24 protein-coding genes are annotated in these 21,391 nt (G+C 63.6%); 14 read left to right on the top strand and 10 right to left on the bottom strand.

All coding sequences use genetic code 11. From position 1 onward, the window contains the following. Positions 1–2: 2 nt before the first annotated feature. From GR158_RS06970 to GR158_RS06960, 3 genes are read left to right on the top strand one after another with little or no spacing between them, the layout of a single operon-like run. The gene (locus tag GR158_RS06970; RefSeq protein WP_160870501.1) at positions 3–1,265 is read left to right on the top strand and encodes a glycosyltransferase family 4 protein; all 1,263 of its coding nucleotides are present in this window, start codon (positions 3–5) and stop codon (positions 1,263–1,265) included. After that, entirely contained in the window at positions 1,262–2,494 is a 1,233-nt protein-coding gene (locus GR158_RS06965) for a glycosyltransferase family 4 protein (protein WP_160870500.1), read from the top strand. Before GR158_RS06970 ends, GR158_RS06965 begins: the two co-directional genes overlap by 4 nt. Next, the gene (locus GR158_RS06960; RefSeq protein ID WP_160870499.1) at positions 2,491–3,687 is read left to right on the top strand and encodes a glycosyltransferase; all 1,197 of its coding nucleotides are present in this window, start codon (positions 2,491–2,493) and stop codon (positions 3,685–3,687) included. Before GR158_RS06965 ends, GR158_RS06960 begins: the two co-directional genes overlap by 4 nt. A gap of 13 nt (positions 3,688–3,700) precedes the next feature. Here GR158_RS06960 and GR158_RS06955 read toward each other — a convergent pair whose 3' ends face one another. From GR158_RS06955 to GR158_RS06940, 4 genes are all read right to left on the bottom strand, one after another. Then, entirely contained in the window at positions 3,701–4,294 is a 594-nt protein-coding gene (locus GR158_RS06955) for a putative colanic acid biosynthesis acetyltransferase (protein ID WP_160870498.1), read from the bottom strand. After that, a complete protein-coding gene (locus tag GR158_RS06950; RefSeq protein WP_160870497.1) occupies positions 4,291–5,571 on the bottom strand; it encodes a hypothetical protein in 1,281 nt (426 codons plus the stop codon). Before GR158_RS06950 ends, GR158_RS06955 begins: the two co-directional genes overlap by 4 nt. A gap of 117 nt (positions 5,572–5,688) precedes the next feature. Beyond that, positions 5,689–6,522 carry a glycosyltransferase family 2 protein gene (locus GR158_RS06945; protein WP_160870496.1) on the bottom strand — a complete coding sequence of 278 codons (834 nt, stop codon included), beginning with the start codon at positions 6,520–6,522 and terminating at the stop codon, positions 5,689–5,691. A 10-nt stretch (positions 6,523–6,532) separates the two neighbouring features. Beyond that, positions 6,533–7,609, bottom strand: a complete 1,077-nt coding sequence (locus GR158_RS06940) for an MraY family glycosyltransferase (protein ID WP_160870495.1) — start codon at positions 7,607–7,609, stop codon at positions 6,533–6,535. 51 nt (positions 7,610–7,660) lie between these two features. Here GR158_RS06940 and GR158_RS06935 point away from each other — a divergent pair, with 51 nt between their 5' ends. The 8 genes from GR158_RS06935 to GR158_RS06900 all read left to right on the top strand — a co-directional run bounded on the left by GR158_RS06935 (position 7,661) and on the right by GR158_RS06900 (position 12,567). Beyond that, positions 7,661–7,864 carry a hypothetical protein gene (locus GR158_RS06935; RefSeq protein ID WP_160870494.1) on the top strand — a complete coding sequence of 68 codons (204 nt, stop codon included), beginning with the start codon at positions 7,661–7,663 and terminating at the stop codon, positions 7,862–7,864. A 219-nt stretch (positions 7,865–8,083) separates the two neighbouring features. After that, on the top strand, positions 8,084–8,293 hold the full coding sequence (locus GR158_RS06930; protein WP_134648684.1) for a cold-shock protein: 210 nt from the start codon (positions 8,084–8,086) through the stop codon (positions 8,291–8,293). Between the two features lie 131 nt (positions 8,294–8,424). Next, positions 8,425–8,649 carry a hypothetical protein gene (locus GR158_RS06925; protein ID WP_134648683.1) on the top strand — a complete coding sequence of 75 codons (225 nt, stop codon included), beginning with the start codon at positions 8,425–8,427 and terminating at the stop codon, positions 8,647–8,649. A gap of 36 nt (positions 8,650–8,685) precedes the next feature. Further along, positions 8,686–9,066 carry a DUF6481 family protein gene (locus GR158_RS06920; RefSeq protein WP_160870493.1) on the top strand — a complete coding sequence of 127 codons (381 nt, stop codon included), beginning with the start codon at positions 8,686–8,688 and terminating at the stop codon, positions 9,064–9,066. Between the two features lie 78 nt (positions 9,067–9,144). Further along, complete coding sequence (locus GR158_RS06915) at positions 9,145–9,954, top strand: transglutaminase family protein (protein ID WP_160870492.1); 810 nt, start codon at positions 9,145–9,147, stop codon at positions 9,952–9,954. Positions 9,955–10,066: 112 nt separating this feature from the next. Then, positions 10,067–11,140, top strand: coding sequence for an AI-2E family transporter (locus GR158_RS06910; protein WP_160870491.1), 1,074 nt, complete (start codon positions 10,067–10,069; stop codon positions 11,138–11,140). A gap of 192 nt (positions 11,141–11,332) precedes the next feature. Then, positions 11,333–12,070: a cytochrome c oxidase assembly protein gene (locus tag GR158_RS06905; protein WP_160870490.1), complete on the top strand. Its 738-nt coding sequence runs from the start codon at positions 11,333–11,335 to the stop codon at positions 12,068–12,070. After that, positions 12,067–12,567, top strand: coding sequence for a CopD family protein (locus GR158_RS06900; protein ID WP_160870489.1), 501 nt, complete (start codon positions 12,067–12,069; stop codon positions 12,565–12,567). Before GR158_RS06905 ends, GR158_RS06900 begins: the two co-directional genes overlap by 4 nt. Here the strand turns inward: GR158_RS06900 and GR158_RS06895 are convergent. Continuing rightward, entirely contained in the window at positions 12,545–13,045 is a 501-nt protein-coding gene (locus GR158_RS06895) for a DUF2231 domain-containing protein (protein WP_370340779.1), read from the bottom strand. The genes GR158_RS06900 and GR158_RS06895 overlap by 23 nt on opposite strands. 78 nt (positions 13,046–13,123) lie before the next feature. On the opposite strand from GR158_RS06895, the gene coxB reads away from it, so the two are divergent. The 3 genes from coxB to GR158_RS06880 are packed head-to-tail and all read left to right on the top strand — an operon-like array spanning position 13,124 to position 16,589. Then, on the top strand, positions 13,124–13,777 hold the full coding sequence (gene coxB / locus GR158_RS06890) for a cytochrome c oxidase subunit II (RefSeq protein WP_160870488.1): 654 nt from the start codon (positions 13,124–13,126) through the stop codon (positions 13,775–13,777). After that, positions 13,774–16,275, top strand: coding sequence for a cytochrome c oxidase subunit I (gene ctaD, locus GR158_RS06885; protein ID WP_160870487.1), 2,502 nt, complete (start codon positions 13,774–13,776; stop codon positions 16,273–16,275). Before coxB ends, ctaD begins: the two co-directional genes overlap by 4 nt. After that, entirely contained in the window at positions 16,272–16,589 is a 318-nt protein-coding gene (locus GR158_RS06880; RefSeq protein ID WP_160870486.1) for a hypothetical protein, read from the top strand. Before ctaD ends, GR158_RS06880 begins: the two co-directional genes overlap by 4 nt. Positions 16,590–16,604: 15 nt before the next feature. On the opposite strand, the gene GR158_RS06875 is transcribed toward GR158_RS06880, so the two are convergent. Genes GR158_RS06875 through GR158_RS06855 form a run of 5 tightly spaced genes read right to left on the bottom strand, consistent with a single transcriptional unit; the run spans position 16,605 to position 21,338 of the window. After that, positions 16,605–17,669 carry an ABC transporter ATP-binding protein gene (locus tag GR158_RS06875; RefSeq protein ID WP_160870485.1) on the bottom strand — a complete coding sequence of 355 codons (1,065 nt, stop codon included), beginning with the start codon at positions 17,667–17,669 and terminating at the stop codon, positions 16,605–16,607. Next, positions 17,666–18,589, bottom strand: a complete 924-nt coding sequence (locus GR158_RS06870) for a PfkB family carbohydrate kinase (RefSeq protein ID WP_160870484.1) — start codon at positions 18,587–18,589, stop codon at positions 17,666–17,668. Before GR158_RS06870 ends, GR158_RS06875 begins: the two co-directional genes overlap by 4 nt. After that, positions 18,590–19,606 (bottom strand): SIS domain-containing protein, encoded by a 1,017-nt coding sequence (locus GR158_RS06865; RefSeq protein ID WP_371731625.1) that lies wholly within the window; start codon positions 19,604–19,606, stop codon positions 18,590–18,592. A gap of 2 nt (positions 19,607–19,608) precedes the next feature. Further along, a complete protein-coding gene (locus GR158_RS06860) occupies positions 19,609–20,454 on the bottom strand; it encodes a carbohydrate ABC transporter permease (RefSeq protein ID WP_160870482.1) in 846 nt (281 codons plus the stop codon). Then, positions 20,454–21,338, bottom strand: a complete 885-nt coding sequence (locus GR158_RS06855; RefSeq protein WP_160870481.1) for a carbohydrate ABC transporter permease — start codon at positions 21,336–21,338, stop codon at positions 20,454–20,456. The genes GR158_RS06860 and GR158_RS06855 overlap by 1 nt, the downstream gene beginning before the upstream one ends. Positions 21,339–21,391: the final 53 nt, after the last annotated feature.

Here is a 21,391-nt window from a genome sequence, read left to right as displayed (position 1 = left end):
CCATGAGGACGATCTTCGTAAACCGGTACTTCCATCCGGACCAGTCGGCGACGAGCCGAATGGTATCCGCGCTGGCATTCGGCCTTGCGCGGCAGGGCGGCAGGATCACCGTTCTTGCCAGCCGTACGCTGCACGACGACGCCGGTGCCACACTAGCCGGGCGCGAAACCTGTTCGGGCGTCGACGTCGTGCGGCTACCCACCTCGCGCTTCGGTCGTGGCAGCTTGCCCGGCCGGGCGGCCGATTACCTGTCTTTCCATCTTTCGGCCTTCGCCTGGCTCTCCCGCAACATCAGGCGCGGCGATGTCGTCGTCGTGTGCACCGATCCGCCGCTGATCTCGCTTGCCTGCGCACTGCCCATCTGGCTGCGCGGCGGCCGGATGGTGAACTGGGTCATGGACCTCTTTCCGGAAACGGCAATCGAACTCGGTCTTCTGCGCACGGCACCGATCCTCGGCCGGTTTGCGGCATGGCTGCGCGACCGGTCGATCACACATTCGCGGTTGACGATCTGCCCGACGGAGCGGATGGCGGACTATCTCGTGGCGCGCGGCCTGCCCGCGAAACGGATCCGCGTGCTGCACCATTGGTCCGACGCCGCCGAAATCCACCCCGTCGCGAAGGAAGATAACCCGTTGCGCGCCGCCTGGGGCTATGCGGGAAAGTTCGTCGTCGGCTATTCCGGCAATTTCGGCCGCGCCCACGAATTCGAGACGCTGATCGAAGCAGCAACGCTTTTGAAGGACCATCCGAACGTCCGCTTCCTCATGGTCGGGGGCGGCCACAAGCTGCAATCCGTCATGGAAGCCGTCCACGCGCGCGGCCTTGCCAATGTCGAGTTCAAGCCGTTGCAACCGGCGAGGCAGCTATCCGAAAGCCTCGGCGTGCCGGACCTCCACGTCGTCTCCCTGCTGCCCTGCCTTGAGCACTGCATCATTCCCAGCAAGTTCTACGGCATCTTGGCCGCCGGAAAACCCACTCTTTTCATCGGCGATCCCAGGGGTAGTGTCGCGGCTGTGGTGGCCGCCGAGCGGTGCGGCGTCAATATCGAAATCGGCGAAGCGGAAACGCTGGCCGAAACCATATCCGATCTCGCCGCCGACCCCGAAAGGGTTGCGGCAATGGGTGCAACCGCGCGAGCCGTGCTGGAAGCCGACTATGCCTATGACCGCGCTTTGACCACCTGGAGCGCTCTTCTCGCCGAGATCGCCGAAAAGGAACCCGTTCCGGCAGGCACCATCATGCTGGAGCACCGACCGTCATGACCCAGACCGTCGTCGTCAGCCAGCTCGGTGCCCGCATGCACTATGCCGTCGCCCGCATCCTGGCGAAGGAAGGGCGACTTGGCCATTTCTTCACCGATATCTGCGGCACGAAAAGTTGGCCGGCGCTGCTGCGCCTCCTGCCACCTGCCCTGCTACCCCGTTCGGTGCAGCGGTTGGTCGGGCGGGTCCCGAATGGCGTGCCGCCGGAGCTGATTACGGATTTCCCCCTGTTCGGCGTCCGCTCCGCCATCCGCCGCCTGCGCATCGAGGATGCAGCGGAAGAAGCATCGCACGCCGTCTGGGCCGGCAGCCGGTTCTCGACCCTCGTCGCAACGCACGGCTTTCACAATGCCGCGGGCCTCTACGCCTATAGCGGCGACGCACTGGAGCAGATGCAGGCGGCGAAGCGGCAGGGCCTTTGGGTGGCCGTGGAGCAGATGATCGCGCCGCGCGCCGTCGTGGAAAATATTCTCGCGGAGGAGATGCGCCGCTTCCCGGAATGGGCTGGGCCGGTGCAAACCAATCCCCATGCCGAGGCCTTCGCGGCGCGCGAGCGCGCCGAATGGGCGCTGGCCGACCGTATCGTTTGCCCTTCGGAATTCGTGCGCGACCATGTCGTCGCCGAGGGCGTTCCGGCAGAGCGCTGCGTGGTCGTCCCCTACGGCGTCGATGCGACGGATCATTCAAGCGCTAAGGTTCGTGCACCGGGACCGTTGCGCATATTGACGATCGGCGAGGTCGGCCTGCGCAAGGGCTCGCCCTATGTGCTGCAAGCCGCCGAACGCCTTGGCGCCGCCGTGCGCATGCGCATGGCAGGCCCCGACCGATTGCCTGAACCGGTCCGCCGCCGGCTGAGCCGGTCGATCGAGCTGAGGGGTATCGTCCCGCGTGCAGCGATCGCAGACGAGTATCGCTGGGCGGACGTCTTCCTGTTGCCCTCGCTTTGCGAGGGATCGGCGACTGTCGTCTATGAAGCACTGGCCTGCGGGCTTCCCGTTATCACCACCTACAGCACCGGAAGCGTCGTGCGCGATGGCGTGGAAGGGTTGATCGTGCCGGAGCGGGATCCGCAAGCCATCGTCGATGCGGTGCGCTACCTTGCCGACAACGAAGATGTGCGCGCGACCATGGCCGCGAACGCCCGGCTTCGCGCAAAGGAGTACACCGTCGAACAATACGGCGCGCGCCTTCTCGGCGTGCTGTCCTCACTCAACGGATCCACTGCATGAAGATCGTCCATGTCATCACTTCGATCGACCCTGACAGCGGCGGGCCGCAGGCCGTGGTGATGCGGCTCGCCGCAGCGCAGGCAAGCCTCGGGCACGATGTCCGCGTGGTCAGCCAGGCGGATGACCGGACCCTCGCCAGCGTCGCGCGGCTCGGGGCGGCCATTCCCGGCTTCCAGCGGGTCGTCTGGCACATCCTGCCGCCGCCGGGCACGATCGAGGCGATCCTGTGCCTGAAGGCACGCCCCTTCCTCGCCCGCGTTCTCGCCGACAGCGCGCAGGTGCATCTGCACGGTATATGGGAACCCATCCTCGCCTGCGCGGCGGCCATCGCCACGCGCAACGGCATTCCCTATTGCGTCTGTCCTGCGGGAATGCTCGATAGCTGGAGCCTTTCCCAGAAGCCCTGGAAAAAACGTCTCGCCCTTGCAGTCGCCTTCCGGCGCATGCTCGACGGTGCTGCCTTTCTCCATGCTCTGAACCGCGACGAAGTAAAGCTCATGCGGCCGCTCCATCTGAAGGCGCCGGCCGAGATCATTCCCAACGGTGTCTTCACCGAGGAATTCGAAACCTTGCCGGCTGCGGCTGACTTTCCCGCGCTGATCGGCTTGCCCGCCGGGCGGCGCTTCGTGCTCTTCCTGTCGCGGCTGCATTACAAGAAGGGGCTCGATCTCCTCGCAAGTGCCTTCCAGCTGGTGGCACGGCAATGCCCCGATGTCGATCTCGTCGTCGCCGGCCCCGATGGCGGCGCCGAGGACGACTTCGGCGACCTCGTGCGCCGCTTTGGTCTGGAACATCGGGTGTTCATGGTCGGCCCGGTCTATGGGGACACCAAACTGAAAGCCTTCGCGGCGGCCGCCTGCTTCTGCCTGCCCAGCCGCCAGGAGGGATTCAGCATCGCCATTACCGAGGCGCTTGCCTGCGGCACGCCCGTCGTCATCACCGATGCCTGCCATTTTCCGGAGGTCGCCGCCGCCGGCGCGGGCGCTGTCGTCAGCCTCGATCCGATGGAGATCGCCACCGCCTTGATCGATGTGCTTTCCCATCCTCTCGCGGCGACAGCCATGGGATACAAGGGCCGCCGACTGGTGTTCGAGAACTATACCTGGCCGCAGATCGCGCGTCGGACTATCAGCCTCTACGACGCCTACAGCCCAAAGACGGAAAACCCCGGCCTGACGGCAGCAACACGATAGGGCAGGACTTGGGTCAGATGCCGTCTGCGCTCCGCCGGCGGCTGGCGACAGCCTTTGCCGGATTGCCGGCATAAACCGTCCAAGGCTCCAGTGACTTCACCGCCACGCCCCGCGCACCCAGCACCGCGCCCTCACCCACGTCCGTTCCCGGTCCAACGAAGGCTTCGGCGGCCACCCATGCCTTGTGACGCAACATGATGGGCCGCGCCACCAGCGGAAAGGAAGCCTTGTGGATGTCGTGGGTGCCCGTGCACAGATGCGCGCGTTGCGAGACGACGGCGAGCGCCTCGAGCGTCACCGGCGCCACATTGTAGCAGATGACACCCGGCCCCATCGAGGCGTTGCGTCCCATCGTGAGATTGCCCGGCCACCAGATGACCGTGCTGCCATGCACGATCGCGGTCGGGTGAACCTTCGCACCGAACAGTCGCAGCAGGAGATTTCGCCAGGGATGGAAGGGCGACGGCGTCCAGGCCGCAAGGCAGCGCCACGCAACCAGCCACGCAAGCCGCATCAAGCGGAAGCGCAGCGCATAAGTCGGTCCACCGAGAAGCGGTGTGGCTCGGCCGCCCGCATCGAAGGCGGGATCGTCATAGCGCGATTTCATGAATGAACGAGCCTCCTTGATACGAACGGGTCAGCATGTCCGCTGCGGCCTCGTCTTGCGGGAACGGCCGCCAGCGCCAGCGACGGGACAAGAAACAGCACCATATGTACCCAGGCCATGATGACCCAGTCGGTCTGGTGTGACACGACATGCATCGCCGGCACGATCGACAGCATGTAGACGACCTGCCCTGCCGCCTGCCCTTCCTTGGCGCTCGCCCAGAGCCGCGCCAGGAGATAGGCGATGAGGAAGAACTTCAGCGCGCCGAAATACCAGAAAGACTGAAATGCATCGGCCATGCCGGTCTCCGTCGTGCCGGTCAGCGCGTTGTAGTCACGCGCCATGGCAGGCGTTCTCAGCATCAGCGACCGCTTCACCGCCTCACCGACGAGCTGGGAGGGGACATAGTTGAACACCAGCCGGTTCCAGTGGAACTTGCCGTAGTCGAATTCGAGCGTCTCGGCGGCATGGTCGATGCGCAGGATCGCATTGCGCACTTCCAGCCCGCCCTCTTTGAGGGTTGCCCTGAAATTCGCGGTGACGTCGATCTGGCTGATGTCCTGCCAGATCGGACTGGCGTTCTCACGCGTGATCGCGCGGTAATCGCCCATGCTGTTCATCAGGAACGTGCCCAGCAGGACACCCGCAAGTATGATCGTCCGCGGCGCGAGCCACCCGCGATGGAACCAGAACGCGACGGCAAAGATCGCGAAAAGCTCGACGGCTTCCGCACGTTTGCCCGTGACGACGATGCGGTCGAGATAGAAGACGAGATCGAAAACGACAATCGACAGGGCGAAGAGCGATGTCCGTCTCGCAAGGCACAGGACGCCGATTGCAAGCCCGTAGGTCATGAGACGGGCCACGAAGAGATAGATCACCGGCACGCCACTCATCTGCACGCCGACCACCATGTCGCCCGGCAGGCGGCTCAGCTTGAAATAGAAGTAGGCGCCAATGACGGAAAGCCCGGCCGAAACGATCAGAAGCCGTCCCTCGCTGAAATTCCCGCGCAGGAAGGCGACCGGCTTGCGTGTCGAAATCCAGCCGAGCCAGGCCGCCACCAGGCACAGGATCGTGAACGCCACCATCCGGTCGTAGGCGCCGCGCGGCAGGAAGCGGTCATCCATCAGGCCGGGAAGCTGCGGCAGAAGAAAACTCACGGCCATCACACCGACGAGGAAGGGAAGCTGGTAGATGCGGCCCGGCGCCAGCATGCCCCACACCAAGAGCAGGGCGACCGTCAGGCAAAGAAGGCAGGTCAATAGCAGGGTCACGGGCGGCCTCCTTCCCGGATGCGCGGGATCGCAAAACTCAACCGCCGGAAGGGGAGCCTCGTGCCTTCTTCTCCCGGCGGCGGCCGCAACACGGCTTGCGCCGGCTGCGACAATCGATCAGACCGGCAAACCTTCTTCCCGGCGCCGCAACTCTTCGGTCTTGATGACGATCATGTATTCGTAAGCGGCGAGCAGCCGGCAATAGTGGTAGCCTTCCTTGCCATCGAGAAAACCGCCGCGTAGAACATACATGTAGAGAAAGCGCGCCGTCGGCCGGAACGGCAGACGCATGGCCAATTCCTTGAGCGCCCGTCGTCGCACCTCCGGCACGCCGCTCAGGACATCGTGCCACGGCACGCGCTTCTCGCGCAGGCTGACGACGGTCTCGCGCGCTTCCGACGAGGAGTAGCGGTTGTGCTTGTCGTACCAGGCATTCATGCCCTTGTTGAAGCTGTAGTGGATGAAATGCGCATTGAGCCGGCCTTCCGGTCCTTCGGTCAGACAGCGGGAATGGGCGTCGCGCTCATAGCGCACGCGATCGGGCCGGACCAGCCGCGTGATCCAGGTCGGGTAGAGGCTGCTGTGCTTGATCCACCGCCCCATGAACATGTTCTTGTAGCGGATGCGGAAGGCGCTTTCGGGCCGCTTCCGATCGCACGCAATCGCAAGCATCTCGTCGCGCAGATCCGGCGGCGTCACTTCGTCGGCATCGGGCGTGTAGACCCAGGGATACTTGTATTCGATCTCCTTCAGCCCGTAGGTGCGCTGGTTCGATTCCGTATCGTGCACCCGTTGGTAGACGCGGGCGCCGGCAGCCCGCGCGATCTCCACGGTCGCATCGGTCGAATAGGAATCGAGCACGACGATATCATCGCACCAGTCCAGCGAGGCGAGGCAGGCGGGCAGGTTCTTTTCCTCGTTCAGCGTCATGATCAGCACGGAGATCGACATCGTGCTCCTCCTATATCTGCAGCTTGATGGATGGGCTGGCGGCCCGGTCGGCGCGCCGGTGCGTGGCGGTTTCGACGGCGAGCACGAAGGCACTGTGCGTAACCGCGACGAGGAGCAGGCCGCCCACCATCACCTGCTGCGGCACCGTAAACAGCAGGCCGAGATAACCAATGCCTCCACACAGGAAGGAGACGAGAATGATGATGTAGCTGGTCGCGGCCGGCGACAGACCGGAATCGATCATGAGATGGTGCAGGTGCCGACGGTCCGCCGACATGGGGCTGCGGTGATCGAGAAGGCGACGCACCATGAGGCTCAGCGTATCGATGACCGGAAGGATCACCAGCCACAACAGGGATGGAAACGGCAGTCCGTCCGCGCCATCCGACAGGCGCAGGATCAGATAGGCGATGATTGCGCCCAGACCGGTGCTGCCGGCATCGCCGAGATAGACGCAGGCGCGTGCGCGCCACGGGCTGCGCAGGTTGAAGACGAGAAAGCCGCCGACCGCCGCAAGCAGAGCGGCAACCGGAAAGACAAGCCCCTCCTCCCCGGTCAGGAGCACAAGCGCAAGGATCCAGACGAGAGTGGACGCGGCAATCCCGCCGGCAAGCCCATCGACGCCATCAGCCATGTTCCAGGCATTGATCAGCCCGACGACGAAGACGACAGAGATGACGAAGAGCAAGCCGTAGGCCGCGGGACCGGCCATCGGCAACAGGTCACCGAGCGAAATCCGTCCGAGGCCCTCGGCGGCGATCAGCGCCAGCGCAATCAGGACCTGCGCCGCGAACCGGAGACGCGCCGGCAGGGTGAAGCGATCATCCAGCACTCCAAGCGCGACGACAAGCATGGTCCCCGGCCAGAAACCCGGCCCGACGTCCATTCCATTGGCCGTGATCAGGTTCATGCCGGCAAAAGCCATGAAGATCGCGATCCCGCCGCACAGCGGCACGGCCCCTTCATGGATCTTCCGGTGGTCCGGCAGATCGATGAGATGAAGCGGCACCGACAACCAGCGTAACAGAACCACGAAAACCGTGCTCAGCACGAGAGATGCCGAGCTTTCGAGCAGCAAGAAGACCATCTGACGCCCCTGCAATCGCGCCGATGCCCTGACCATAAGCGGTGAGGTCGCATGGGCGACGATGCAAGCATAGCGTTTGATTCGCCGGTCACACCATTCGAGCAAAAGGCCGAGGCGAGCGACGCGAAGGGTGAATTCAACGGCGTGGCCATCCCTGCCTACGCCCTTTCCACCCCCTATATCCTCCCTTTGGTTGAGGGCGCCGGGATGTCGGCCAATGATCAAAGCGGTGGCGGAACGGGCCAGCGAGTGTAAGTCACCACATCACAACCAAATGACGAGATGGAATGGCGAAAAAACTAATAGTTGACGCACCTGTCTTGCGCAGGTACAAGTGCACATCGAATTTGCTTTGAGCTTTGCTTGTTGCGCGTCTGGCACCGCGCCCTGAACGAACTTCCTTTCAAAATCGCTATCATCCTCCGGCGCGCCTCGGCGCATCGGTTTCTCAATGTTGCTACGAAAGGGTTCATCATGACCACTGGCACAGTTAAATGGTTCAATTCCACCAAGGGCTTCGGCTTCATCCAGCCTGATAACGGCGACGCCGACGCGTTCGTTCACATCTCTGCCGTCGAGCGCGCCGGCATGCGCGAACTCGTCGAAGGCCAGAAGATCGGCTACGAGCTGGAGCGCGACAACAAGTCGGGCAAAATGTCGGCCTGCAATCTCCAGGCCGCCTAATTTCGGGTAGCGCTTCGCCTTGACCACGGATGTACTGGCACTGCCGGACGCGCACCACCCAAACAAGGCCAGGCAAATCGCCTGGCCTTTTGTTTTCAGCTCGACTGTCGAGCATCACCAAAGGAAATCCCATGACAGAGAAATATAGCCTGTCACGCCAGAAGGCCGAGATCGCGTTCAATGCGATCCAGACGCCCTTCTTCTCCAAGGCCGAGGCGGTTGAGGAGCTGGCCGCCATCAACGAGTCCCGCGATGCCAAGACGCAACGGCTTCGCGAAGCGCGCCTTGCCAAGAAGATGGAGGACAGCGCGTCCGCCACTTCCGCTCTCCTCGCAAAGCGCGCCGCTGCGCGATGACACCTCCCTTCCAATCAAGATAGACAGGACGAAAGTTTGAAGAACGCCAGAGATAACCAGCTTTCCGACCGCCGCACGGCATCTGCCGATGCGAAAGCAGCACTGCTGAAAGCCTATCGCAATGCCCAGGCCACCGCAGCACCCGCCAGAGCGGAGCGCCAGGCTGAACGCGCCATCGCCGCCGCAGCACGCGAAGAACGTCGTGTCGAGCGCGAGCGCGTGAAAAAAGAGGAACACGCCCGGATCGCAGCCGAGGAGGCCGCATTGCAGGCCGAAGCGGAAGCGGCGGCCGTTGCCGAGACACAAGCGCGAGAAAGCGCTGAAAAAGCGCGTGTTGCCCGTGTCATCGAGGATGAGGCGGCACGAAAAGCCGCCCGCGATCTACGCTATGCCAACCGGAAAGCCCGACAGGCATAGCATTCCCCAGCAGCCTGTCCGGAACGTCTTGCGTGCGAGAGCGTTGCGCCTGACCGCGGCTGTTCCAGGGGTATGCCAATGAAAATACGCGCCGGCTTCGATATCGGTTACGAATGCGAGAACGACACGGCCATGCTGCTGGTTCTCAACATCCATCCGAGCCGGCGCGCCGATCTGCTGACGGAGCAGGTCCTGACCTTCGACCGTCCGATCGAGGCATGGGAGTATCTCGACGGGTTCGGCAATGCCTGCAGCCGCATCGTTGCGCCGGCCGGCCTGACGACGATCTCCACCCGCTTCGAGATCTACGACAGCGGCCTGCCGGATCCCGTACCGGAAAACGCCGTCCAGCATGACATCAAGGATCTGCCCGACGACGTGCTGGTCTTCCTGCTCGGCAGCCGCTACTGCGATACGGATCGGCTGTCGGATTTCGCCTGGAAGCGGTTTTCCGCCATGCCGCTCGGCTGGCCGCGTGTGCAGGCCATCGTGGACTTCGTGCACGAACGCATAGAATTCGATTACGAGAAGGCCGATCCGCTGAGAACCGCCTATGGCGGGTTCAACGACCGAACCGGCGTGTGCCGTGATTTCGCACATCTCGCGATCACGCTTTGCCGCTGCATGAACATTCCCGCCCGGTACTGCACAGGTTATCTAGGCGATATCGGTGTCCCCAAGGATCCGCATCCCATGGATTTCAGCGCCTGGTTCGAAGTGTATCTCAGCGGTCGCTGGTACACGCTCGATGCCCGCCACAACACGCCCCGTATCGGTCGCATATTGATGGCGACGGGACGCGATGCGACAGACGTCGCGCTTTCGACGGCCTTCGGTCCCGCCCGCCTGACCCGCTTCGAGGTCGTGACGGAGGAAGCGGCAGGGTAGCTGCCGCCTTCGCAAGGACGGTTTCCCATTGTCCTTTGCTTGAATGTGCCTTTATTGTTCACCTGCGACGTCCTGCATCCGCAGGGTGAACCGCTCAGCCAGCAAGGCAACCATGTCTGTTCAACGTACCAGCTTCTACATTCTTCTGACGCTTCTGACGGTGGCGTTCGTCTGGCTCCTCCTGCCCTATTACACCGCGATTTTCTGGGCACTCATTCTCGCCATCATCTTCTTTCCGGTTCACGCGAAACTGGAACGGCGACTGCACGGCCGCAGCAGCATCGCGGCCTTGCTAACGGTGCTGTTGTGCGTCTGCCTCGTCATCGTGCCCGCCATGGTCATACTCGGCTCTCTCATCCAGGAAGGTACAAGCCTCTATGAGAAGATCAGCAACAAGGAAATCGACCTGAACGCCTATCTCACGGGCATTCAGAATGCGTTGCCGGCAAGCATCGAAAACTGGCTGACCTCGATGCGGCTTGGCGGCTTCGCGGAACTGCGCGAGCAGATCTCATCGGCCTTCATGCAGGCGGGTCAGTCCATTGCAGGAACCATTTTGAGCTTCGGCCAGAACACCCTGCAGTTCTTCGTCAGCTTCGGCATCCTCCTCTATCTGCTGTTCTTCCTGTTCAGGGATGGCGCCGCGCTCGGCGTGACGATCCGCAAGGCGATACCACTGAGCGACGACTACAGCCGCAAATTCGTCGACAAGGTGGCAGATGTCGTGCGCGCCACGGTCAAAGGCAACATCATCATCGCGATCGTCCAAGGCACCATTGGCGGCGTCAGCTTCTGGGCCCTGGGTATCGAGGGCGCGCTCTTATGGGGCGTCGTCATGACGTTCCTGTCTATGTTGCCCGCCGTCGGTGCGGCGCTGGTCTGGATTCCGGCCGCGATCTGGCTCTTTCTCGCGGGCGCCTGGCTGAAGGGCGTGATCCTGGTTCTCATCGGCGTGTTCGTGATCGGGCTGATCGACAACCTGCTGCGTCCGCCGCTTGTGGGCAAAGGAACACGGCTGCCCGATTATGTCGTGCTGATCTCGACGGTCGGTGGCATTTCACTGTTCGGCATCAATGGCTTCGTGATCGGTCCCCTGATCGCCGCCCTCTTCATCTCCGCGTGGTCACTCTTTACCGAGGAGCAGAACGCCCAGAAAGCAAGGCCCACGGATATCACCGCCCCGTAGATTTCTCGCATACTCCAGCTATCCGCATCGTCGGCCGAAAAAAGCAGCCAATTGATGGACTTGCCGCAGCAGCGACCTATGTCGCTTCGGACAGGGGCAATTCGGGCGGCGCGGCGACGCCGGCCGAAGCACGCGGGCCAGTCGGCCCGCTTGTGACGACGCCCAGGCGTGAAGCACCGAGCGGAGAGAACGATGCCGAACGACGAAATCTATTGCGGACCGGCGCCGGATCTTCTGTCGCTGCCCTGGCGCTGGAACTTCGATCCCGTTCTGCTTGCTGCGCTGGCGCTGCTCTCGTTCGCCCTTTATCGACATAGCCGCGACGGGGTTCATCGCAGCTATGCCGCCGCCGCCATGGCGGTACTGCTCATCGCCTTCGTGTCGCCGCTCTGCGCGCTGGCGTCCGCGCTGTTCTCCGCCAGGGTGCTTCACCACATTCTGCTCGTCGCTGTCGCAGCGCCTCTTCTGGTCCTTGCTCTGGGCCGACGGCCGTGGCGCCCTCGCGCGCCGCACGTGGCGTTTGCCGCCCACACACTGCTGTTCTGGCTCTGGCACTCTCCGGTTGCCTATCAGTTCGCGCTCTCCTCCCATGCCGCCTACTGGCTGATGCAGCTTTCGCTGCTCGGCTCGGCGGTCTGGCTCTGGATGGTCGCACTCGATCAGCGCACGTCGGCCGGCAATGCCTGCGCGCTTTTGTTCGGCACGGTCCTGCAGATGGGCATGCTGGCCGCCCTGCTCACCTTTTCACGCGGTCCGCTCTATGACGCGCACGTGTCGACGACTGCGGCTTTCGGCCTTTCACCGCTCGAAGACCAGCAATTGGCGGGTGTTCTGATGTGGGTTCCGGCCGCCGGTTCCTATCTGGTCGCCATGCTGTGGCGCATCCGCATTCTGCTTTCGCAGAACAGCCTTGACAGGCCGGCGTCGTGATTGCGCTTACCAAATTCGTGCATATCGCCGCCATCGCAATCTGGGCGGCCGGCATCGTCAGTCTGCCGGGACTTTATGTGCAGCGCGCCCACGCAAAGGATGAGGACGCGCTCCTGCGTTTGCAGCGGCTGGTGCGGTTCGCCTATATCGGCATCATCTCGCCGGCAGCGTTCGTGGCCGTTCTGACCGGAACGATGCTGATCTTCCTGCGCCAGACCTTCGAGCCCTGGTTCTCCGTCAAACTCGCGCTCGTGGGCCTCCTCGCCATCCTGCATGTGCTGACGGGCCTCGTCGTCATCAGGCTTTTCCGCGAGGGCGAAATCTATCCGACCTGGCGCTTCATCACGGCCACGATCCTCAGCGGCGGGGTCGTCATCGCGATCTTCTTTATCGTTCTGGCCAAGCCGGCGATGGATCTCGCGCTGTTCGACGTGCTCTCCGAACCGGGCGGCCTGAAGCGTCTCTACGATGAATTCAATCCTTTGCGGAAACCATGAGGCCGACGCCGTGATCGAAGATGAGCTTGCCGCCATGCCAACCCGCCATTCCCGTCAGGACTGCTGCCAGGCCGGAAAGCAGGAGGCCCTGCGGCAGAACGTCGAGTGGGTTCATGACGCGCGTGCCCCAGTTGGCGCCCATCACGGCAATGAGGGTCATGGCGGAAATGGCATGGGCCCAACTGGCCGCGCGCGCGCGAATGCCGGGTACCAGCAGCAGTTCGACCGTGCCGACGAGGCCCGCCGCCATTCCAAGGAAAAATGCGCCGCCGGAAGACCACAGCCCGACACGAAGCCAGAACGTATCGCCCGTCCACCAGTAGAGCATGTCGACGCCAAGCGTGGCGAAGACGAAAGCGATGGGAAAGTGCACGCTCATGGCATGCAGCGGATGCCCGCTGATGGCGACCAGCGAACTGGCGTCCTTCTCCTCGACCTTCTGGATGACGGGATTGTCCTTGTCCTGCGTTTCTTCCATGCGCATTCTCCCTTCCCGCCGATAACCTTACGACAAGCAATCGGGTTCCGTGCCGTCCTTGCCTTTTCGTTCCCCCTCATGCTCACCGGCTGCACGGGCGACCTTTCCGCGCTCGATCCGGCCGGCCCCTTTGCCGGCGCCATCGCGAACCTCTGGTGGCTGATGCTGGCTGGCGCGGCGGCGATCTTCCTGCTTGTCCTCGGGCTTTTCCTGCTTGTCATTTTCCGGCCGGGGAGCGGACGGCGGGTATCGCCTTCCCGCTGGATCTGGATGGGAGGGATCGCCTTTCCGCTCGTCACACTGATCGCGCTGATCGGCCACGGACTGATGCGTGGCGAGTATATCCTCAACCTGGGGATCGGCGGCGCGCCGTTCGAGGTGGAGGCGCGCGGCAGCATGTGGCGCTGGGACTTCCGCTACGCCGAGGATGCGCGAACGAGCGAAGCCATCCTTCACATTCCGACGGGCAGGACGGTCGTGGTGACGGCGACCAGCTATGACGTGATCCACAGCTTCTGGGTGCCGCGGCTTGGGGGCAAGATCGACGCGATCCCGGGTCACGCCGCCACAGTGCGCATCCTCGCGGACCGTCCGGGCATCTATGGCGGCATCTGTTCGGAATATTGCGGAACCGGTCACGGCGGGATGGTGTTCGAAGTGCATGCGCATGCACCCGAGGACTTCGCGGCCGTTCTGGCCGGTCTGCCCGAAGCGCAGGAGCCAGCCCGATGACGCAATCCCCCCGCAAATCGGCGCTCCGCCTCCATCGTGAATTGACGGCCATCTGGGGCACGCCGCCGGGATGGGGCCGCCTCCAGGCGGTCAACCATACCATCATCGGCAAGCGCTTCATGATGACGGCCCTGGTCTTCTTTGCCATCGGCGGCATCCTGGCCATGTTGATCCGCACGCAGCTCGCCACGACGCAGAGCGCGTTTCTCGACGCAGCCAGCTACGCGCAGGTCTTCACCATGCATGGCGTGGTGATGATGTTCCTCTTCGCCATTCCCTTCTTCGAGGGGTTGGCGATGTACCTGCTGCCGAAGATGCTGGGCAGCCGCGACCTCGCGTTCCCGCGCATGTCGGCCTACGGCTACTGGTGCTACCTTTTCGGCGGCACGTTTCTCGTCGGTGCGCTCGTTGCGGGCGTCGCGCCCGATGGCGGCTGGTTCATGTACACGCCGCTGTCGTCATCGACCTATTCGCCCGGCGTCAATGCCGATGTCTGGCTGCTCGGCATTACCTTCGTCGAAATCTCGGCGCTGTCCGCCGCAGTCGAGATCCTCGTGTCGGTGCTGAAGCTTCGCGCGCCCGGCATGTCGCTCACGCGGATGCCGATCTTCGCCTGGTACATGCTCATCGTGGCCGGCATGATGCTGATCGGCTTTCCGCCGCTCATTCTGGGGTCGATCCTGCTGGAGGCAGAGCGAGCCTTCGGCCTGCCCTTCTTCGATCCGACCCGCGGTGGCGATCCGCTGCTGTGGCAACACCTTTTCTGGCTGTTCGGCCATCCCGAAGTCTATATCATCTTCCTGCCGGCGGCCGGCGCGCTCTCAACGATCATTCCGACGCTCGCGCGTCGCCCGCTCGAAGGTTACGAAATCGTCGTGGCGGCGGTCATCGCCCTCGCATTCCTCTCCTTCGGACTTTGGGTCCACCACATGTACACGGTCGGCATTCCCCATGTCGCGCTTTCCTTCTTCTCGGCCGCCAGCGGGCTGGCGGCGGTTCCGACCGGCGTTCAGATCTTCGCCTGGCTTGCCACGCTCGCTCACGGAAAGCCGCGCATGTCGGTCCCCATGCTTCACATATTCGGCTTCATGTTCGTCTTCGTCCTGGGCGGGCTGACCGGCGTCATGCTTGCCATGGTGCCCTTTGACTGGCAGGCGCATGATACGCATTTCGTCGTCGCACATCTGCATTACGTGCTGGTCGGCGGCTTCGTCTTTCCCATGCTTGCCGCCGCCTATTACTGGCTGCCGCACATCTTCGGCCGGCAGGCCGTGCAGCATCTTTCGCACGCCGCCTTCTGGATGATCTTCATCGGCTTCAACCTGACCTTTTTCGCCATGCACCTGACGGGACTACGCGGCATGCCGCGGCGCATCTCGATCTATCCGCCGGAGGCAGGCTGGGAAACGCTCAATTTCGTCTCCTCGATGGGCGGCTTCATCATGACGACGGGCTTTGCCCTCGTCGCACTGGACCTGCTGCTGCTCGCCGTTTTCGGAAAGCCCTTCCGCCGCAATCCGTGGCAGGCCGGCACGCTGGAATGGGCCATGCCGACACCGCCGCCCGCCTATGCCTTCGCGTCGCTTCCCGAAATCTCGGCGCGCGCAGACCAACTCGATCCGGACAGGCTCGGGCCGGTGCTGGCTTCGGGACAAGGATATCTTGGTGCGACACGGCACGGCTGGATGGAGATTATCGGCGTCGACATGGTGACGGGAAAGCCCGAACAGGTCGTCGTCCTGCCGAAGAGAACCTACCTGCCCTTGTTGACGGCGATCGCGACCGGCAGCTTCTTTGCACTTATCCTCGTGAAGCTCTACTGGCTCGCGCCCCTCGCGCTGCTGATCGTCACGGCGCTGTTCCTGCTCTGGACCCGCGATTGCGGCCTGAAATCGGATCTTGCCGATCTCGCTGTCGGCCACGGCACCGACCTCCCGCATCACTACCAGACGGCGCAGCCTCCATCCTATTGGGCAATGGTCTTCACCCTTACCGCTGATGCCACGCTCTTCGCGTCGTTGTTGTTCGGCTCGCTCTTTCTCTGGCTGTCGGCCCCGAACTGGCCGCCCGAAAGCGTCATCCCCATAGATGCCACGACATCGGTGATTTCGGCGGTCGCCCTCATCGTGGCCGCAGGCTTCGGGCGTGGGACCTTCACGAGCCGAACCGTAGGAAATCTCTGCATCGTCGCGGTCGCCTATGCCGTCGCGCTTCTGGCTCTCGGCTATGTCCTCATCGAGATCCACGCCGAGGCGACACGGCACGCGGCGGTGGCCAGCATCTTTGCCGTCAAGGCCTATGCGGTCCTGCATGTCTTCATCGGCCTCATCCTGTCGCTGTTCTGTCTGTGGCGTGTCAGACGCGGATATGTCTCCGCCCGCAGGGACCTCGATTTGCGTCTTGGCCGCCAATGGCACCTGTTCACGCTCACCACGGGCTTAGTCGCCCTGGCATTTCCGTTCGTCATCAACCTCCTCGCCGGAGGGACAGGCCCATGAGCGGACGCGCGGTGTTTGGCATTCTCATCGGCTGGATCGGCTGGGCGGGCGGGTTCTTGCTTCTTTATGTCCTCCAGGCGACAGGGTGCCGGGCCGGGTGGGACGGGCATCTGCTCGGCCCGATCTCTGCGCTGCGCCTGTTGCTGATCATCACGACGGTGGCAATCGTCCTTGTGCTGATCTGGTTCACCGTGAAGGCAAACCGGCATGGCTCGACGTCTTCGTTGGCGAGGATCGGTGTCCTGGCAAACAGCGCGGCAATCCTCGCCGCCCTGTGTTTTACCGGCGTGATTTGGCTGCGGCTCTGCGCGTGAGGTGACAGAAAACGGTCAGTTGAGACGCTGCTCGGTTTCGGCGTCGAAGACATGAAAGGCCGTGGCATCGGCATTGATGGTGATCTCGTCCCCGGCCTTTATGCCCGCGTCCGCCGGCATGGCCGCCACGACACGCTGATCGCCGATCCGCGCGGTGACGACGAGCTCCGGTCCGGTCAGCTCGGCAACCTCGCAGCGCGCGTCGCGGAACAAGGGCTCGCGCGATTTGCCGATCGCTTCCGGGCGGATGCCGAGTGTGACGCGACGGCCCGGCGCGATGGCTTCCAGCCCCGCGACGGCTACCGTCGCCGTCGTCCCGTCGATCGTCACGCCACTGTGTCCCATCGTTCCGGCAAGCAGGTTCATGGGTAGCGCGCCGACAAAGGTCGCGACATAGAGCGTCGCCGGACGATTATAGATGTTTTCAGGCGTGTCGAGTTGCTCGATGCGTCCGTTACGCATGACCGCGATGCGCGTCGCAAGCGTCATTGCCTCGATCTGGTCATGCGTCACATAGACGACCGTCGTCTTGGTCAGCAGATGCAGGCGCTTCAGCTCGGTGCGCATTTCCAGGCGCAGCTTCGCGTCGAGGTTGGACAGCGGTTCGTCGAACAGGAAGACCTTCGGGTTGCGCACCAGCGCGCGGCCGATGGCGACCCGCTGGCGCTGGCCGCCTGAAAGCTGGGCCGGCTTGCGATCCAGCAGGTTTTCGATCTGCAACAGGCGTGCCGTCTCCAGCACCGCCCTGTCCCGCTCGGCCTTTTCGACCTTGCGCATTTCCAGCCCGAAGCCGATGTTTCGATGCACGGTGAGATTGGGATAGAGCGCGTAGGACTGAAAGACCATGGCGATGTCCCGGTCCTTCGGATGCACGCCGATGATCGAGCGCTCATCGATACGCACGTCGCCGCTGGTCGGTTCGCCGAGGCCTGCGATGATGTTGAGCAGGGTGGACTTGCCGCAACCGGAAGCGCCGAGCAGAACAAGGAATTCGCCGCTTTGCAGGGCGATGTCGATGCCCTTCAGCGTCTCGACCGGACCGTAGCTCTTGCGGATTGCATCGATGGTCAGGGTGCTCATGCCAGGGCTTTCTGCTGGGTGGCTTCGTAACGTCGCGGATGGGTCGAAATGGCGCGCGAGGCAACGCCTGTTCCTGCTTCAAGGCTCGCCTTCACACCCTTGCCATCCGCATAGGCCGCAAGAAAGGCCGCATTGAACACATCGCCGGCGCCGATCGTATCGACCACGGCGACCCGCGGCGCGTCCACATGGGTCACGGCACCATTGCCTTCGATGGCAATCGCCCCCTTTGGCCCGCACTTCACAACCACGAGACTATCGGCCGGCATTCCCTGCTGCATGATACGACCGGCCTCGACGGGATCGGAAACGCCGGCGAGGTTCGTCGTTTCCACTTCGTTGAGCAGCGCGATCCGGCAACGTGACAGCCATGACGCGGCGGCACGCCGGTTGCCGTCGGTCCATCCTTCCAGCGGCCAACCCGTATCAAGTGCGACGCAGATGTCATGGCGATCAGCCCAATCGAACAGGGCGAAATAGTCCTCCACCAGCTTGTCGGTGAGGAAGGAGCCGCAAAGAAGGGCAATACCGCCGCGAAGGCGTTCGCCGTCGAGCACCGCGAAGACATCCTCCAGGCTGAACAGCGGCAGGTGGCCACGCGTCGTGAAGAAGGTTCGTTCGCCATCCGGATGGGTGATGCCGACGGACAGCGTGGTGCTTTCGCCATGCACGGGCCAATGTCGTGCGTGGTCGCCGAAGCTTGCGGCAAGCCAAGTGCCGAACTGATCCCGGCCGATGCTCGCGGCGATCTCGAAGGGTGTGCCGAGCGCCATCCACGCCAGCGCCGTATTGCCCGCCGACCCGCCGACCCGCAGTTCGTCGTGATCGACGATAATTTCGGTGCCCGGCTGCGGCCAGGGCGCGGCCGGTCCCATGATGAGGTCGACATTGACGTTTCCGATGACGGCGAGCGGTCTCACTCATTCGCTCCGGGTAATCTTGGTCGACCGCACCGGCGTTCCCGCGTCGGGAACGCGTGCTTCGGCGAACGCGATCATCAGGCGCTGCGCCGTCGGCAACATCGCGAAGATCGCGGCAAGGCCGTTCGATGCCGGAAAGGCGATCGTCGAGGCGCCCGCAACCGGAGGCCGGCCGAAGCAATCGAACATCACGAGTTTGGCGCCGGTACCGGCAACGGAAACCGCCATCGCGGTCACCAGATCGGCGGTCTCGTCGTCACCGCGAAAGAGGATGACGCCCATCTCGGGAGAGAGCATTTCCATCGGCCCGTGGCGCAACTGCCCGCCCTCCAGCGAGAAGCTTGGTATCCGGGAGAGTTCCGCAAAGCCAAGCGCGATGGCTTCGGCCATGCCCTGCAATCGGCGCCCGGACGTCACGACCGATTGCACGTCCGAAAGGGTGGCGACAGCCTCGTCGATCGACGGCGCCAGGGGCGTCTCCAGGGCTGCGAGCGCCGTTGACATGTCCTCGCCCAGTGCTGCGAAAATGGCCAGATGCAACGCAAAACTGATGGTGAGGCTGCGCGTCGCGGCGAAAGCCTGCTCGGTGCCCCCCGCACCCACGAGGCAGGAAGCACTGCGGCCGAGGAAGGAGCCGCTCTCGAGCGTAAAGCCGAAGGTATCGGCATTGCCGCCCGTCTCCGCAAACCAGCGCAACACTTCCGCGCTTTCGCCGGACTGCGAAGTGATGAAGACCGTCCGCCCCTCCAGGGAAAGCGGTGCGGAAAGCTGCTCCGACAGGGGCACGGCGATGGCATCGATGCCAAGGGCGCGGTAGAGTGGCTCGACGGCCCGTCCGACGGCGTGCGAACCGCCCATGCCGAGCAGCAGAAGCTTGCCGGTCCGCTTCAGGCTGGCAGCGGCCTTTCCGGCCACCTCGGCGCTGCTGCGGAAGGATGCGATGGCATCGGCATGCTGGCGTGCCATCTCGCGATCGATTGCCTGAAGCCCCTCCGGCCGGTTTGTCGTCTCGATCATGGTCATCCTTTCACACCGCCGCTGGTAAGGCCCGAAATCAGGGCCCGTTGCATGATGAGGCCGACCAGCACCGGCGGCAGCGCGGCAAGCACGCCAGCCGTCGCGATCAGCCCGTAATCGGAAACCCTGCCGCCCGCGAGTTCGGCGATCGCCACCGTGAGGGTTCGGGCGCGCTGATCCGAAGTGAACAGCAGCGCATAAAAGAACTCGTCCCAGGCCAGCAGGAAGGCGAAGAGCGCCGAGGTCGCGACGATGGGCATGGCGAGCGGCAGGGTAATGATGCGCAGGGTCGCAAACAGGCTCGCGCCATCCATCATCGCCGCCTGCTCGATCTCGCGGGGAATACCGTCGAAGCCGGACTTCATGAGCCACGTCGTGAAGGGTGCCAGAATGGTCAGATAGACCAATGCCAGCCCGAAGACGGAGTTGAGCAGTCCGAAGGACGCGAGCGCCATATAGAGCGGCACGGCAAGCGCGACCGGCGGCAGCATGTAGGTGGCGATCACGAGCGACAGGGACCAGCTGATGGCGGGGGTGCGCGAGACGGCCCACCCGGCCGGCACCGCAAGCGCAATGGCAGCAAGCGTTGCCATGCCGGCAACGAGGACGCTGTTGACCAGCGATGCAACGAAGTTGGCGCCCGCACTGTTGGGTATGCTCGAAAGCAATGTCGCGTAGCGCGAGAAATCCATCGCGCTCGGCCACCAATTCAGCGGTCGGGCAACGAGATCGGCGGCCGGCGAGATGCTCATCACGAAGAGCCAGAAGACCGGCGCGACGATGACGACGGCGAGAAGCAGCGCCGCGGTATGAATGAGGATGGAAGCGAGAAGGCTGCGGCGTTCCATCAGGCGGCACTCCCCGCCGTGCGGCGCACCAGCATGCCGTAGCCGACCGCAAGCACCGTCACGATGAGCGTGACGACCAGGGCAAGCGACGCCCCGGAGCCCGCGCGCTGGAAGGAAAACGCCTCCTGGTAGACGAGGATCGACAAGGTCCGCGTCGAATTGGCCGGACCGCCGCGCGTCATCACCCAGATAATGTCGAACACCTTGAACGCCTCGATGGTGCGCAGCACCAGCGCAACCATCAACGGGCCGGCGAGATAGGGCAGGATGACGAAGCGGAAACGCGCGAAGGGGCCTGCGCCATCGACGAGCGATGCGGCCGTGATATCGCGCGGCACCGCCTGGAGCGCGGCAAGCGCGATGAGCGCCACGAGCGGAAAATTCTTCCAGCAGTCCGCGACGATGAGCGCGGTCATGGCCGTGCCCGGCTCGCCCAGCCAGGAACGATAGCTGTCGAGCAATCCGACCTGCGTGAGCGCGGAATTCAGCGCGCCGTATTCGGGATTGTAGATCAGCCGCCACAAAGTTGCGTTGACCACGGTCGGCAGCGCCCAGGGCAGGATCAGCAGGGCGCGCAGCACGGCACGGCCGTAGAACTGCTGGTTCAGAAGAAGAGCGGCCAGAACGCCGATCACCATTTCCGCGGTGACGGAGATGACGGCAAACCATGTCGTGGCAAAGAGCGCACGCTGGAAGTTGCTGCTCGACAACATCTTCACATAGTTGTCGAATCCGACGAAGGCGCCACCGGTCCCGACGAGCTTGGCGTCGGTGAAGGAAAGCCTGACGGTATCGACCATCGGCCAGCCGATGACGGCGGTCATGATGATCAGAAGGGGCAGCATGAGAAGCCACGCCCGGGTCGTCATCCAGGTGCTGGACATCACGTCTCTTCGTCGCTTGTCGGGTAATATCGTGCGGGTGGCCGAAGCCACCC

Source organism: Shinella sp. AETb1-6 (assembly GCF_009826875.1).
GTDB classification, from domain to species: Bacteria; Pseudomonadota; Alphaproteobacteria; order Rhizobiales; family Rhizobiaceae; genus Shinella; species Shinella sumterensis.
This window is presented reverse-complemented; position numbering and strand designations above follow the sequence as displayed.

Excerpts from the sequence above, each read along its gene's own strand:
- GR158_RS06970 (WP_160870501.1), top strand. The coding sequence starts at position 3 with ATGAGGACGATCTTCGTAAACCGGTACTTCCATCCGGACCAGTCGGCG.
- GR158_RS06965 (WP_160870500.1), top strand. The coding sequence starts at position 1,262 with ATGACCCAGACCGTCGTCGTCAGCCAGCTCGGTGCCCGCATGCACTAT.
- GR158_RS06960 (WP_160870499.1), top strand. The coding sequence starts at position 2,491 with ATGAAGATCGTCCATGTCATCACTTCGATCGACCCTGACAGCGGCGGG.
- GR158_RS06955 (WP_160870498.1), bottom strand. The coding sequence starts at position 4,294 with ATGAAATCGCGCTATGACGATCCCGCCTTCGATGCGGGCGGCCGAGCC.
- GR158_RS06945 (WP_160870496.1), bottom strand. The coding sequence starts at position 6,522 with ATGTCGATCTCCGTGCTGATCATGACGCTGAACGAGGAAAAGAACCTG.
- GR158_RS06940 (WP_160870495.1), bottom strand. The coding sequence starts at position 7,609 with ATGGTCTTCTTGCTGCTCGAAAGCTCGGCATCTCTCGTGCTGAGCACG.
- GR158_RS06935 (WP_160870494.1), top strand. The coding sequence starts at position 7,661 with ATGGGCGACGATGCAAGCATAGCGTTTGATTCGCCGGTCACACCATTC.
- GR158_RS06930 (WP_134648684.1), top strand. The coding sequence starts at position 8,084 with ATGACCACTGGCACAGTTAAATGGTTCAATTCCACCAAGGGCTTCGGC.
- GR158_RS06925 (WP_134648683.1), top strand. The coding sequence starts at position 8,425 with ATGACAGAGAAATATAGCCTGTCACGCCAGAAGGCCGAGATCGCGTTC.
- GR158_RS06915 (WP_160870492.1), top strand. The coding sequence starts at position 9,145 with ATGAAAATACGCGCCGGCTTCGATATCGGTTACGAATGCGAGAACGAC.
- GR158_RS06910 (WP_160870491.1), top strand. The coding sequence starts at position 10,067 with ATGTCTGTTCAACGTACCAGCTTCTACATTCTTCTGACGCTTCTGACG.
- GR158_RS06905 (WP_160870490.1), top strand. The coding sequence starts at position 11,333 with ATGCCGAACGACGAAATCTATTGCGGACCGGCGCCGGATCTTCTGTCG.
- GR158_RS06895 (WP_370340779.1), bottom strand. The coding sequence starts at position 13,045 with ATGGAAGAAACGCAGGACAAGGACAATCCCGTCATCCAGAAGGTCGAG.
- coxB (WP_160870488.1), top strand. The coding sequence starts at position 13,124 with ATGCTCACCGGCTGCACGGGCGACCTTTCCGCGCTCGATCCGGCCGGC.
- ctaD (WP_160870487.1), top strand. The coding sequence starts at position 13,774 with ATGACGCAATCCCCCCGCAAATCGGCGCTCCGCCTCCATCGTGAATTG.
- GR158_RS06880 (WP_160870486.1), top strand. The coding sequence starts at position 16,272 with ATGAGCGGACGCGCGGTGTTTGGCATTCTCATCGGCTGGATCGGCTGG.
- GR158_RS06875 (WP_160870485.1), bottom strand. The coding sequence starts at position 17,669 with ATGAGCACCCTGACCATCGATGCAATCCGCAAGAGCTACGGTCCGGTC.
- GR158_RS06865 (WP_371731625.1), bottom strand. The coding sequence starts at position 19,606 with ATGATCGAGACGACAAACCGGCCGGAGGGGCTTCAGGCAATCGATCGC.
- GR158_RS06860 (WP_160870482.1), bottom strand. The coding sequence starts at position 20,454 with ATGGAACGCCGCAGCCTTCTCGCTTCCATCCTCATTCATACCGCGGCG.
- GR158_RS06855 (WP_160870481.1), bottom strand. The coding sequence starts at position 21,338 with ATGTCCAGCACCTGGATGACGACCCGGGCGTGGCTTCTCATGCTGCCC.